At 72.3% G+C, this 12,921-nt stretch carries 14 protein-coding genes; 9 read left to right on the top strand and 5 right to left on the bottom strand.

Going from position 1 to position 12,921, the window contains the following annotated elements:
* Positions 1–127: 127 nt before the first annotated feature.
* Complete coding sequence (locus STRAU_RS25755) at positions 128–775, top strand: DUF6328 family protein (RefSeq protein WP_016643332.1); 648 nt, start codon at positions 128–130, stop codon at positions 773–775.
* 36 nt (positions 776–811) lie between these two features.
* On the opposite strand, the gene STRAU_RS25760 is transcribed toward STRAU_RS25755, so the two are convergent.
* Positions 812–1,243 carry an ATP-binding protein gene (locus STRAU_RS25760; protein WP_037661887.1) on the bottom strand — a complete coding sequence of 144 codons (432 nt, stop codon included), beginning with the start codon at positions 1,241–1,243 and terminating at the stop codon, positions 812–814.
* 262 nt (positions 1,244–1,505) lie between these two features.
* Here STRAU_RS25760 and STRAU_RS25765 point away from each other — a divergent pair, with 262 nt between their 5' ends.
* Both STRAU_RS25765 and STRAU_RS25770 read left to right on the top strand, forming a co-directional pair.
* Positions 1,506–2,366, top strand: coding sequence for a helix-turn-helix domain-containing protein (locus STRAU_RS25765; protein ID WP_037661890.1), 861 nt, complete (start codon positions 1,506–1,508; stop codon positions 2,364–2,366).
* Between the two features lie 9 nt (positions 2,367–2,375).
* A complete protein-coding gene (locus tag STRAU_RS25770; RefSeq protein ID WP_037661891.1) occupies positions 2,376–2,600 on the top strand; it encodes a DUF397 domain-containing protein in 225 nt (74 codons plus the stop codon).
* 57 nt (positions 2,601–2,657) lie between these two features.
* On the opposite strand, the gene STRAU_RS25775 is transcribed toward STRAU_RS25770, so the two are convergent.
* On the bottom strand, positions 2,658–3,794 hold the full coding sequence (locus STRAU_RS25775) for an 8-amino-7-oxononanoate synthase (protein ID WP_016643336.1): 1,137 nt from the start codon (positions 3,792–3,794) through the stop codon (positions 2,658–2,660).
* Between the two features lie 198 nt (positions 3,795–3,992).
* Here STRAU_RS25775 and bioB point away from each other — a divergent pair, with 198 nt between their 5' ends.
* From bioB to STRAU_RS25795, 4 genes are all read left to right on the top strand, one after another.
* Positions 3,993–5,153, top strand: a complete 1,161-nt coding sequence (gene bioB, locus STRAU_RS25780) for a biotin synthase BioB (protein ID WP_016643337.1) — start codon at positions 3,993–3,995, stop codon at positions 5,151–5,153.
* Positions 5,146–6,480, top strand: a complete 1,335-nt coding sequence (locus tag STRAU_RS25785) for an adenosylmethionine--8-amino-7-oxononanoate transaminase (RefSeq protein ID WP_016643338.1) — start codon at positions 5,146–5,148, stop codon at positions 6,478–6,480. The genes bioB and STRAU_RS25785 overlap by 8 nt, the downstream gene beginning before the upstream one ends.
* A complete protein-coding gene (gene bioD / locus STRAU_RS25790) occupies positions 6,477–7,193 on the top strand; it encodes a dethiobiotin synthase (RefSeq protein WP_016643339.1) in 717 nt (238 codons plus the stop codon). Before STRAU_RS25785 ends, bioD begins: the two co-directional genes overlap by 4 nt.
* Before the next feature lie 172 nt (positions 7,194–7,365).
* On the top strand, positions 7,366–8,061 hold the full coding sequence (locus STRAU_RS25795) for a class I SAM-dependent methyltransferase (RefSeq protein WP_016643340.1): 696 nt from the start codon (positions 7,366–7,368) through the stop codon (positions 8,059–8,061).
* A gap of 34 nt (positions 8,062–8,095) precedes the next feature.
* On the opposite strand, the gene STRAU_RS25800 is transcribed toward STRAU_RS25795, so the two are convergent.
* The 3 genes from STRAU_RS25800 to STRAU_RS25810 form a co-directional block, all read right to left on the bottom strand.
* Positions 8,096–8,458 carry a VOC family protein gene (locus tag STRAU_RS25800; RefSeq protein ID WP_037661893.1) on the bottom strand — a complete coding sequence of 121 codons (363 nt, stop codon included), beginning with the start codon at positions 8,456–8,458 and terminating at the stop codon, positions 8,096–8,098.
* A gap of 245 nt (positions 8,459–8,703) precedes the next feature.
* Positions 8,704–9,042 (bottom strand): hypothetical protein, encoded by a 339-nt coding sequence (locus STRAU_RS25805; protein WP_052029269.1) that lies wholly within the window; start codon positions 9,040–9,042, stop codon positions 8,704–8,706.
* 36 nt (positions 9,043–9,078) lie between these two features.
* Positions 9,079–9,306, bottom strand: coding sequence for a hypothetical protein (locus STRAU_RS25810; protein ID WP_016643343.1), 228 nt, complete (start codon positions 9,304–9,306; stop codon positions 9,079–9,081).
* Between the two features lie 199 nt (positions 9,307–9,505).
* On the opposite strand from STRAU_RS25810, the gene STRAU_RS25815 reads away from it, so the two are divergent.
* The gene (locus tag STRAU_RS25815; protein WP_016643344.1) at positions 9,506–10,324 is read left to right on the top strand and encodes an ABC transporter ATP-binding protein; all 819 of its coding nucleotides are present in this window, start codon (positions 9,506–9,508) and stop codon (positions 10,322–10,324) included.
* A gap of 10 nt (positions 10,325–10,334) precedes the next feature.
* Complete coding sequence (locus STRAU_RS25820) at positions 10,335–12,899, top strand: ABC transporter permease (RefSeq protein ID WP_016643345.1); 2,565 nt, start codon at positions 10,335–10,337, stop codon at positions 12,897–12,899.
* Positions 12,900–12,921 lie beyond the last annotated feature (22 nt).

Consider the following 12,921-nt stretch of genomic DNA (forward strand, 5'->3'; position numbering starts at 1 on the left):
GGCGGCCGGCGGCCGTGAGGCGGCTGCCGCCGTCCGCCCCGCCCGCGTGAGCGGCGCACGCCGCCGTCCGAGGGCCGCTCGGGCGCCCCGAGGAGTGGATCGCGCCCGCGCGGGTTACTCGTACTGCATGTCCGACCACGACCCACACCCAGCGGGCCCGTCCCGTCCAGACCCGGCGGACACGTCCCGTCCAGCGGATGCGGCCCTGAACAACGGCCGCCGCGAGACCCCGCTCGAACGCGCCGACCGCAACTTCACCGAGCTCCTGCAGGAGCTGAGGGTCACTCAGACCGGCGTGCAGATCCTCTTCGCGTTCCTGCTCACGCTCGCCTTCACGCCCCGCTTCCCGTCGCTGGACACGGTGCAGCGCGCCACGTACGTGACCACGCTGCTGCTCGCCGTCCTGGCCGCCGCCCTGTTCACCGCGCCCGCCGCCGTGCACCGGGGGCTGTTCCAGCGCGGCGCGAAGCCGCTGATCGTCCGGGTGTCGTCGCGGCTCGCCGGGGCCGGACTCTCCGTCCTGGTCCTCGCGCTCACCGGTTCGGTCCTGCTGGTCGTGGACGTCGCGGCGACCCGCACCGGCGCGGTGTTCGCCGCCGCGGGCACGCTGGTGGCGTGCGGCGGGCTGTGGTGGCTGCTGCCGCGCGCGGTGGCACGGGCCGGGGAACGCGCCGGCGAGGTGCGTCCGGCCGACGACGGGGACGCAGACAACGACGGGGACGGCGGTCGCGACCGCGCACCGGGCAGCGGCGGCAGGAGCGACGGACTCACCTGAACAACAGCTGCGCGTCAACACGGCCCCACGCCGCCGTCAACTCTGCACCGGCACCGACCACGGCAACGTGATCCACACCGTCTTGCCGCCCTCCGCCGTGGGACAGACCGACAGCCTGCCGCCGCACTCGGCGGTGAGCCATCTGATGATGACCATGCCCCGGCCGTTGTCCTGCTGGACGGCGGCGGGCAGGCGCTTGGGGTAGCGCGGGTGGCTGTCGGTGACGCCGATGCGCAGCCGCTCGTCCCGGTCGAGCTGGACGTCCACGGTGAAGGTGGGCGACTGGCCGAGGGTGTGCTGCACGGCGTTCGTGGCGAGTTCGGAGACGATGAGCCGGACCGTGTCGGCCACGGCGGCGCCGGCCGGCAGACCCCACTCGGAGAGGACGTCGGCCACATACCTGCGGGCGGCGGAGACCGAGACAGGATCGCTCGGCAGAGTGACGGATGCTTCCTGGTGATCTGCCATGGCGACGCTGTCCCTTTCCCACCGGGACCGGACTCCGACTCGTGGCGGAAGAACTCGAGGACAGTCCCGGAACTGGTGCTTCGCGCCAGAGTGCCACTCCTGGGCCGGTGACGCGCGGCGATCCACCGAGATGTGCATATATCTGTCGCTCGAAGCGGTGAACTCTACGACGGCAGACCGTATTTGGGCGCAACACTGGCGCTTCCTCTACTGTCTGCCACTGTCCCGTACGGTGGGCGCGGACGTCCGGAAGGAGACGGACATGCAGTACGGTCCCGCGGTGCGGCGCCGCAAACTCGGCGCGGAGTTGCGGGCGCTGCGCGGGCAGGCCGGACTCACCAGCGGCGAGGCGGCCGCGCGCGTCGGCTGGCACCAGTCGAAGGTGAGCCGGATCGAGACCGGGCGCTCCGGAGTGCGCGCGGCGGACGTGCGGCTGCTCCTCGAGGCGTACGAGGTGCAGGACCCGCAGTTGCGGGAGTTGCTCGTCGCGCTCGCGGGCGGGCAGGACGAGAACGGGCGGCACCACTGGTGGCACGCCTACCGCGGGCTGCTGCCGCCCGCCTACCGGGATTTCATCAGCCTGGAGTCGCAGGCATGCCGGGTGCGCACGCTGGAGACCACCGTCGTCCCCGGCCTGTTGCAGACCCCGGAGTACGCCCGCGCGGTGACACGTGCCGCGCTCGGCGGGCTGCCGGAGGAGCAGGTCGAGGCCCTGGTCCGGGTGCGTCTGGCCCGCCAGGACGTGCTGCGCAACGACCCGCCGCTGAGGCTGAGCGTGATCCTCGACGAGGCGGTGCTCCGGCGCCAGGTGGGCGGGCCCGAGGTGCTCGCCGGGCAGCTGCGGCAGCTACTGGAGGCCGGGCGGCTCCCCCAAGTCCGGCTCCAGGTGCTGCCGTTCGCCGCGGGAGAGCACATCGGCCTGATCGGACCTTTCGTTATTCTCTCCTTTCCGAACATTTCTGACCTGGATGTGGTTGTTCTCGACCACTTGACGAGTAGCCTCTACCTCGAACGGAAAGAAGACCTCAAGGCGTACACCGACGCCTTCAACTCCCTTCAGGGAAAGGCGCTTTCCGTTCAGGATTCAATGGATTTCATCGCCGGGTTAGGTGACGGCGCGTAAGGAGGCACCATGACTGCACTGCCTCGGTACGTTCCCTCCAGCACGTCTCTCAGGGACGCGCGGTGGCGGCGCAGCAGCCGCAGCAATGGAATGAACAACTGCGTGGAAACCACGCCGCTCGGCTCGGGACCGCTCGCCGGTCTGCTCGCCGTGCGCGACTCGAAGGACACGGCGGGCCCGGCCGTGCTCTTCTCCCCTGCCGCCTGGGAGGACTTCGTCGACGCCCTTCGATGAAGCCCGGGTGAGTGCGCCGGACCCTGGACCCAGGTCTCAGGTGCCAGATCTCAGGAGTCAGGGTGCGGTGCGGCTGATCACACGGACGGCCTCGGCGATCTGTACGTCGCTCAGGTCGGCACATGCGGTCAGCCGCAACCGTGAGACGCCGTCGGGAACCGACGGCGGGCGGAAACAGCCGACAGCGAGGCCCGCGCCCCGGCAGTCGGCCGCCCAGCGCACCGCCGCGTCCGGCGACGGGGCGCGCACAGAGACGACGGCGGCGTCGGGACGTACCGCCGAAAGCCCCTCCCCCGTCAGGAGTTCGTGGAGCCCGGATGCGACCGCGCGCACGCGTGCCGCCCGCTCCGGCTCACGGCGCAGCACGCGCAGGGCGGCGAGCGCCGCACCGGCGGCGGCCGGGGCGAGCCCCGTGTCGAAGATGAGCGTGCGGGCCGCGTTGACCAGGTGGTCGATGACCTTGGCCGGGCCGAGCACCGCGCCGCCCTGACTGCCCAGGGACTTGGACAGCGTGACCGTGACCACCAGGTCGTCGGCGCCCGCGAGTCCCGCAGCGTGCGGAGCGCCACGGCCGCCCGCCCCAAGCACCCCGAGCCCGTGCGCGTCGTCGACGACGAGCCCCGCCCCCGACTCCCGGCAGGCCGCGGCCAGTTGACGCAGCGGCGCCGCGTCCCCGTCGACGGAGAACACCGAGTCGGTCACCACGACCGCGGGTCCGTCGTGGGTGCCGAGGGCCTTGCGCACCGCGTCCGGGTCCGTGTGCGGCACCACCTGGGTCGTGCCGCGCGCGAGACGGCAGCCGTCGATCAGGGAGGCGTGGTTGCCGGCGTCGGAGACGATCAGCGAGCCGTGCGGGGCGAGGGCGGTGACCGCCGCGAGGTTCGCCGCGTATCCGGAGGACAGCACGAGCGCCGCCTCGAACCCGCAGAACGCCGCCAGTTCACGCTCCAGTTCGGCGTGCAGTTCGGTGGAGCCGCTCACCAGGCGCGAGCCGGTCGCGCCGGCGCCCCAGCGGCGCGCCGCGGCCGCCGCGCCGTCGGTGACCTCCGGGTGGCGGGCGAGGCCCAGGTAGTCGTTGCCCGCGAGGTCGAGGAGGCCGGATTCGGCCGGACGCGGGCGCAGCTTGCGCACCAGTCCGGCGCGCTCGCGCAGCCGCGCCTGCTCGTCGATCCAGTCGAACGGCGAGCTCGCCATGGGGGGCCTCCGGGACGTCGTGGGCCTCCGTACCCGCGGCGCGGGCACGGAGCGTGAGGGCAAAGGGTTTGTAGACAGTGCACAGACCCTAGCCGCCGCACCACCGGGCCATGGTGTGGCAATACCCACACCTGCCGATGGTTCTGTTGTGCACTATCTCCATGGTCAGAGAGACTGGCTTACGTCAGGATCAGCGCCATGGATCTGCTCAACACGCTGGTGGACAAGGGGCTTCGGCGCGAGCTGCCGACCCGTGACGAGGCGCTGGCCGTGCTCGCGACCTCCGACGACGACCTGCTCGACGTGGTGGCGGCGGCCGGAAAGGTGCGGCGTCACTGGTTCGGCCGTCGAGTGAAACTCAACTATCTGGTCAACCTGAAGTCGGGCCTGTGCCCCGAGGACTGCTCGTACTGCTCACAGCGGCTCGGCGCCGACACCGGGATCCTCAAGTACACCTGGCTGAAGCCGGACGAGGCGTCCAAGGCCGCGGCGGCCGGCCTCGCCGGCGGCGCCAAGAGGGTGTGCCTGGTGGCGAGCGGCCGCGGGCCCACGGACCGGGACGTCGACCGGGTCTCCGACACCATCAAGACCATCAAGGAAGAGAACGAGGGCGTCGAGGTCTGCGCCTGCCTCGGCCTGCTCTCCGACGGCCAGGCGGAGCGGCTGCGCGGCGCGGGCGCGGACGCGTACAACCACAACCTCAACACGTCCGAGGCGACGTACGGCGACATCACCAAGACGCACACGTACGCCGACCGCGTCGACACCGTGCGGAAGGCGCACGCGGCCGGGCTCTCCGCCTGCTCGGGTCTGATCGCGGGCATGGGCGAGACGGACGAGGACCTGGTCGACGTCGTCTTCGCGCTGCGCGACCTGGACACGGACTCCGTGCCGGTGAACTTCCTGATCCCCTTCGAGGGCACCCCGCTCGCCAAGGAGTGGAACCTCACCCCGCAGCGCTGCCTGCGCATCCTCGCCATGGTCCGGTTCGTCCGGCCGGACGCCGAGGTCCGGATCGCGGGCGGCCGCGAGCTGCACCTGCGCACGCTCCAGCCGCTGGCCCTGCACCTCGCCAACTCGATCTTCCTCGGCGACTACCTGACCAGCGAGGGCCAGGCGGGCAAGGCCGACCTGGAGATGATCGCGGACGCCGGTTTCGAGGTGGAGACCACGGAGCAGGTGACGCTGCCGGAGCACCGCAGGGGCGGCGGGTGCGGTTCGGTCTGCGGGTCGGACGAGGCGTGCGGGTCGGAGGACACGGCGCTGCCCGCGGCCGAGGCCCAGGTGCCCGAGGCGCGCACGGATCTGGTGGCGGTACGCCGCCGGGGCGCGGGGACGGATGTGGCGCCCAATGCGTGACGGACGAACGGCCGCCGGGCTGGACGCGCAGGAGATCCTGGACCTCGACCGCGCCCACGTCTGGCACCCCTACGGCCCGATGCCCGGCCGCCAGGAGCCGCTGGTCGTGGAGTCGGCGAGCGGTGTGCGGCTGCGCGTCGCGGGCGTCGGCGAGCTGGTCGACGGCATGTCGTCGTGGTGGTCGGCCATCCACGGCTACAACCACCCCGTCCTCAACGAGGCGGCGCGCGGTCAGCTCGACCGCATGAGCCACGTCATGTTCGGCGGGCTCACGCACGAGCCCGCCGTGCGCCTGGCGAAGCGACTTGTCGACCTGACGCCGGACGGCCTGGAGCACGTCTTCCTCTCCGACTCCGGTTCGGTGTCCGTCGAGGTCGCCGTCAAGATGTGCCTCCAGCACTGGGTTTCCGTCGGCCGCCCCGAGAAGCGGCGGATGCTGACCTGGCGCGGCGGCTACCACGGCGACACCTGGCAGCCGATGGCCGTGTGCGACCCCGACGGCGGCATGCACAGCCTGTGGCAGGGCGTGCTCCCCCAGCAGGTGTTCGCCGACATGCCTCCGGCCGGTTTCGACGCGTACGACGACACGTACGCGCAGCACCTCCACGACCTGGTCGGACGGCACGCCCACGAGCTGGCGGGCGTGATCGTCGAGCCGGTGGTGCAGGGCGCGGGCGGCATGCGCTTCCACTCCCCCCGCTATCTGCGGGCGCTGCGCGAGGCATGCGACGCGCACGACGTGCTGCTCGTGTTCGACGAGATCGCCACGGGCTTCGGCCGCACGGGCGCGCTGTTCGCGGCGGAGCACGCGGGTGTCACACCCGACGTGATGTGTCTGGGCAAGTCCCTGACCGGTGGCTATCTCACGATGGCCGCGACGTTGTGCACCGCGCGGGTCGCGCAGGGCATCGCGCGCGGCGAGGTGCCGGTGCTCGCGCACGGGCCGACGTTCATGGGCAATCCGCTCGCCGCGGCGGTCGCCAACGCCTCCATCGACCTGCTCGTCGGCCAGGACTGGCAGACGGAGGTCAAGCGCGTCGAGTCGGGGCTGCGCGCCGCCCTCGCTCCGGCGGCCGAACTGCCCGGCGTACGGGACGTACGGGTCCTCGGTGCCCTCGGTGTCGTGCAGCTGGACCACCAGGTCGACATGGCCGCGGCGACCGACGCCGCCGTGCGCGCGGGCGTGTGGGTGCGGCCGTTCCGCGACCTCATCTACACGATGCCGCCGTTCATCACGGGCGACGACGACGTGGCGCGGATCGGCCGCGCGGTGTGTGCGGCGGCCGAGGCGAGCGCGGCGGCGACCAACGAGGCGGTGTCGGCATGAGCGTGCTCATGGTGTCCGGTACGGGGACGGAGATCGGCAAGACGGTGACGACGGCGGCCCTGGCGGCGGTGGCCGTCGCCGCCGGGCGCAGCGTCGCCGTGCTCAAGCCGGCCCAGACGGGCGTCGGCCCCGGGGAGCCCGGTGACGTCGACGAGGTGCTGCGGCTGGCGGGCGACCGGGTGACGCCGGTCGAACTCGCCCGCTATCCGGAGCCGTTGGCCCCGGCGACGGCGGCGCGGCGGGCCGGTCTTCCGCCGGTGACGCCCGCGGAGGTCGCGGAGGCCGCCGCGAAGTTGGCGGCCGCGCACGATCTGGTCCTGGTGGAGGGGGCGGGCGGCCTCCTGGTCCGCTTCGACGAGGCGGGGACGACGCTCGCGGACGCGGCCCGGCTCCTCGACGCACCGGTCCTCGTCGTGGCCACGGCCGGCCTCGGCACCCTCAACGTGACGACCCTGACCGGCGAGGCCCTGCGCGCCCGGGGCCTCACCACCCGGGGCGTGGTCATCGGCTCCTGGCCCACCACCCCGGACCTGGCCTCCCGCTGCAACGTGTCCGAACTGGCGGAGGCGGCGGGGGCACCGCTGCTGGGGGCGCTGCCGGAGGGGGCGGGGGCACTGGCGCCCGAGGAGTTCCGGGCGAGGGCACGCGACTGGCTCGCGCCAGAACTCGGGGGGGATTTCAGCCCGTCGAGGGGGTCCCTCCCTGCTCCTTAAGAGCTTGGGGGAGCTTGAGGACGAGCGCGAAGCGCGATAGACGGAGGCACGGCCCACAGTGCCGACGGGCCGACGCAGCGGGGGGCTGGGGGCAGGGCCCCCAGTTTCGGGAAGGGGCGGGATTGGAGGGCCCCCAGTTTCGGGAAGGGGCGGGATTGGGGAAATACCCCCCATGCCCCAGCCTTCCGCAAGGCCCACCCCCCGCGACCCGATCCACCACCCCCTCTTCGCCCGCTTCTACGCCCGCCAGAGCGTCGCCGCCGAGCGCGTCATCGCCGCGCACCGCAAGGAGCTCCTGCACGGCGTCGCGGGCCGGGTGATCGAGGTCGGCGCGGGCAACGGCCTGAACTTCGCCCACTACCCGGGCACGGTCGCCGAGGTCGTGGCCATCGAGCCGGAACGCGTGCTGCGCAGACTCGCCGTGGCGGCGGCGATGCGCGCGGACGTCCCGGTCGACGTGGTGCCGGGCGCGGCGGAGGCCCTGCCGGTCAAGAGCGAGGCGTTCGACGTCGCGGTCGCCTCGCTGGTGCTGTGCAGCGTACGGGACGTACCGAGGGCGCTCGCGGAGCTGCGGCGGGTGCTGCGGCCGGGCGGTGAACTGCGGTTCTTCGAGCACGGGCGCGCTCCGGGCGGGGCGATGGCGACGGTCCAGCGGGCCCTGGACCGCACGGTGTGGCCGCCGTTGTTCGGCGGCTGCCACGTCGGCCGCGACACGGTGGGCGCGCTGCGCGCCGCCGGGTTCGAGCTGGGCCCGTACCGGCAGCTCCTGGTGCCCGCGCGGGGGCCGCGCCTGCCCACGTCGTACTGCGTCCTGGGCTCGGCGCGGCGCCCGTCGGCGGACGACACCGCACCCGGCACGGGTGCTTGAACCGCCCGGGTGCCGGAACCGGCGGGTGCAGGCGTCAGATCGGCTGCGCGAGATTGACCGCGTTGCCGTCCGGGTCCTGGATGTGGGCGACCCGCTGGCCCCACGGCATGTCGTTCGCCGGACCGAGCACCGTGCCGCCGAGCGCCTCGACGCGCGGCAGCAGTTCGTCCACGGCGTCCACCGCCACGCTCAGGAGCATGCGCTGCGGCGTGCCGAGCTCGACGTTCTTGTCGGCGACGATGCCGAGGTCCGAGCCCTTGATCCGCAGGTCGACGAAGAACGTGGGGCCCTCGTCCGGCACCCGGGCCGTCTCCTCGGCGCCGAGGAGCTGTTGGTAGAAGGCGACAAGACGGTCCAGGTCGGGGGTGATCAGCATCGGCTGGATGGTGGCGGGCATCGTGCCGTCCTCCTTGTGGTCGCGACGGATTGCCTGGTGCTGACCGGCGGGCGGCCCGGAACTCATCGGCCGGCCGCCGAGCTGCGCCGTGCCGTGCCGCCCGCCGAGCGGTATCGCACCGGTCGCCGGACCGGACGGCCACGCCCATCCTCGCCGCATGTTCAACGGAGCGCACGTCATCCTGTACAGCCGTGACGCCGGGGCGGACCGGGCCACGGACCCCCATCCGGCGCGGGAACGTCCCCTCACAGGCTCCACTGCCGCAGCTCGCGCGCTATGTCGTGGACGCTCGCCCCGTCCTCCTTGACCAGCCGCGCCAGGTCCCGCACCTGCTCGGGCGAGGTCACCACCTTCACGCCGCTGGCGACGAGATAGGCGTACGCGACCGAGACGGCGAAGAGCGCGTTCGAGCGTTCGAGGGCGGGCAGGTGCAGCAGGATCTGGAGCAGGGCGGCGGCGCGGTCGTGCGGGCCTTCGTAGACGGGGACGCCGAAGATCTCCGCCTGGTGTCGTGCCACGGCGGCCACCAGGGCACCCCAGTCGGTGACTTGAGGGTCTCCCGGTGTCTTGTGCTCGGCGACCATGAGGAGCCAGGCGAGGTCGATTCTGAGGTTCAAGGGTCAGCGACGACCCTCGCGCTCCGCGCCGAACTCCTCGGCGAAGACCGACTCGTACTGCTTCATGAAGTCGGCGGCGGCCTCCACGAAGGTGTGGCCGAGCTCGCCCGCGTCCTGCTTCACGAGTTCTTCGATGTAGCGATTCACACTCATGCCGCGGGCCAGGGCGCGTTCCCGCGCGGCCCGGGCGGTGTCCTCGTCCACCCGCACGTTCAACTGAGTCTTCGCCATGCCCTCAAGCTAGCGCCGATTCACTAGCACCGATAGAGGGCCGGGGCGGCCCGGGGCAGCACCGGCCAGATGCCCCTTACACGCGCCTCAGGGACCGACCTGCGAGGGATACCAGCCGCCAGGCCCGACCCTCTACTCTCTGCTGGCATACGCGAATCGGGACGGCCACATCGGGACGGCCACAACCGGGGAGGCGGCCTTGTCCACACCTGTTTCTACGCCGAACACGGAGCACGCCGAACCACCGGGCATCGCCGCCCGCGCACGCGGGCTCACCAAGGCATACGGCTCCGGCGAGACGGCCGTGATCGCCCTGGACTCGGTCGACGTGGACATCGCGCGGCAGCGGTTCACAGCCGTGATGGGGCCCTCCGGATCCGGCAAGTCCACGCTGATGCACACCCTCGCCGGGCTCGACTCGGTATCGGCGGGCCAGGTGTGGCTGGGCGAGACGGAGATCACCGGGCTCAAGGAACGGGAGCTGACGCAGCTCCGGCGGGACCGGGTGGGCTTCATGTTCCAGTCGTTCAACCTCATCCCGACGCTCGACGCGCGCGAGAACATCACGCTGCCCATGGACATCGCGGGCCGGCGCCCCGACGCCGAGTGGCTGGAACACGTCATCGACACGCTCGGCCTGCGCGACCGGCTCCGCCACCGGCCCGCGCAGTTGTCCGGCGGCCAGCAGCAGCGCGTGGCATGCGCGCGGGCGCTGGCCTCCCGACCGGAGCTGATCTTCGCCGACGAGCCGACGGGCAACCTCGACTCGCGGGCCGGGCTCGAGGTGCTCGGGTTCCTGCGCGAGGCGGTGGACTCACTGGGTCAGACGGTGGTGATGGTGACGCACGACCCGGGCGCCGCCGCCCACTCGGACCTGGTGCTCTTCCTGGCGGACGGCCGGATCGTGGACGAGATGCCACGGCCGACGGCGGAGGCCGTCCTGGAGCGGATGAAACGGTTCGACGTCCTGCACGGGGTGGCTTCGGACGCGCCCGGCGAACCCTCCCCCCAGGACTGAGGCGGCTCCTGTGCTGAAGGCCACGCTCCGCAGCTTCCTCGCGCACAAGGGCAGGCTCGCCCTCTCCGCGCTCGCCGTGATCCTCTCGGTGGCGTTCGTCGGGGGCAGCCTGATCTTCTCGGACACCGTCACGCGTACCTTCGACCGGCTGTTCGCCTCCACCGCCGCCGACGTCACCGTCGCGCCCAAGGACGACCTCGACGAGAGCGTGCCGACCGGGCGGACGCCGACGCTCCCCGCGGAGCTGGCCGGCAGGGTCGCGAAGGTCGACGGCGTCGCGGCCACGCACGTCGACGCCTCCGTGGAGAACATCACGGTCGTCGACCGCGACAACGACCCGGTCGGCCCGACCACCGGGGCGCCCACGATCGCCGTCAACTGGTACGAGAGCGACCGCAGCCCCGTGGACCTCACCTCCGGCCGCACCCCGCGCGGCCCGGGCGAGGCCCTGATCGACGCGGACACCGCCGACAAGAAGGACGTGGCGATCGGGGACACGCTCTCGGTCCTCGCCGCGCCCGGCTCGTTCAAGGTGCGGGTCGTCGGCATCGTCACGTTCACGACCACCAACCCCGGTGCCGCGCTGGTCTTCCTGGACACCCCGACCGCGCAGACCAAGCTCCTCGGCGACAAGGACGCGGCGACCTCCATCGCCGTCGAGGCCGCCCCCGGCGTCAGCGACGACGACCTCAAGCGGCGCGTCGCCGCCGAACTCGGCACCACCTACGACCTCAGGACCGCCGACGAGGAGGCCGAGTCCGCCGCCTCCGAGCTGGGCGGCTTCCTGGACGTCATCAAGTACGTGATGCTCGGCTTCGCGGGCGTCGCCGTCCTCGTCGGCATCTTCCTGATCGTCAACACCTTCTCGATGCTCATCGCGCAGCGCACCCGCGAACTGGGCCTGCTGCGCGCTCTCGGCGCCGACCGCAGGCAGGTGCGCCGCTCCGTGCTGATCGAGGCGGTCCTGCTCGGCGTGGTCGGCTCCACCCTCGGCCTCGCCGCCGGGATCGGGCTCGCGGCCGGACTCATCGAGCTGATGGGCCTGTTCGGCATGAACCTCAAGTCCACGGAGATGGTGATCGGCTGGGTGACACCGGTCGTGTCGTACGTCGTCGGGGTGGGCGTCACGTTCGTCGCGGCGTATCTGCCGGCGCGCCGGGCCGCGCAGGTCTCGCCGATGGCCGCGCTGGCGGACGCCGAGATCGCGGGTGTGGGGCGGCCGTTGCGGCTGCGGGCCATCGTGGGTTCCGTCGTGGCGGCGGCCGGCGCGGCGGCCCTCGCCGGGTGCGCGGCCACCTCCGACACCGCCACGTCGGCCTCGCTGCTCGGGCTCGGCGTCGTCCTCAGCCTCGTCGCCACCGTCGTCGCGGGGCCGCTTCTGGTGCGGCCGGTGATCCGCGTGCTCGGCGGCGCCTTCCCCGCCCTGTTCGGCTCCGTGGGCCGGATGAGCCAGCGCAACGCCCTGCGCAACCCGCGCCGCACCGGCGCCACGGCGGCCGCGCTCATGGTGGGTCTCGCCCTGGTCGGCGGCCTGTCCGTGGCCAGCGCCTCCATGACGAAGTCGTTCGACGACCAGATCGACAAGACGCTGGGCGCGGACTTCGTCGTACAGAACAACGCGTTCTTGCCGTTCCCGCCGGAGGTCACCAAGAAGGTGCAGGCCACCGACGGCGCCGGGCTCGTCGTACGCAGCCGCTTCACCCCCCTGAAGCTGCGGATGCCGGACGGCAGGACCGTGAAGTCGACGGCGGCCGGCTTCGGGAAACAGCTCGACGAGGTCGTGAAGACCACGTACGCGCAGGGAGGTTCGGCGCGGGCGCTGGCCCCCGGCCGCCTCGCGATGGATCAGGACTACGCCAAGGACCATGACGTACGCGTCGGTTCGGTGCTGCCCGTGGAGTTCCCCGGCAAGCGCAAGGCCGAGCTGACGGTGGCCGCGCTCACCGACAACGACGGTGCCGAGGGGCCCGGCATGCAGGGCGGGCTCTTCATGGGGCTCGACACGCTGGAGAAGCACGTGCCCGACGGCCAGGACTCCGCGGTGTACGTCAATGCCGCGCCGGGCACGGAGGCCGACGCGCTGCGGGACCGGCTCGACACCGCGCTCGACCCGTATCCGCAGGTGCAGGTGCGCGACCAGGCGGACTACAAGAAGCTGATCCGCGAACAGATCGCCGTGATGCTGTACCTCGTGTACGCGCTCCTCGGCCTGGCGATCGTCATCGCCGTGCTCGGCGTCGTCAACACCCTTGCCCTGTCGGTCGTCGAGCGCACCCGCGAGATCGGGCTGCTGCGCGCGATCGGGCTCGCCCGGCGCCAGTTGCGGCGCATGATCCGGCTCGAGTCGGTGGTGATCGCCGTGTTCGGCGCGGTGCTCGGGCTCGCGCTCGGCCTGGTGTGGGGCGTGTCGATGCAGCAGGTCCTGGAACTGCAGGGGCTGAAGGCGTTCGCGGTGCCGTGGCCGACGATCGTGGCGGTCGTGATCGGCTCGGTGGTGGTCGGCATCGTGGCGGCGCTGCTTCCGGCACTGCGGGCGTCACGCATGAACGTACTGGAGGCGATCGCCCACGAGTGATGGACTGACGGGACCGGCAGGC

The organism is Streptomyces aurantiacus JA 4570, from assembly GCF_000414115.1.
GTDB lineage: Bacteria > Actinomycetota > Actinomycetes > Streptomycetales > Streptomycetaceae > Streptomyces > Streptomyces aurantiacus_A.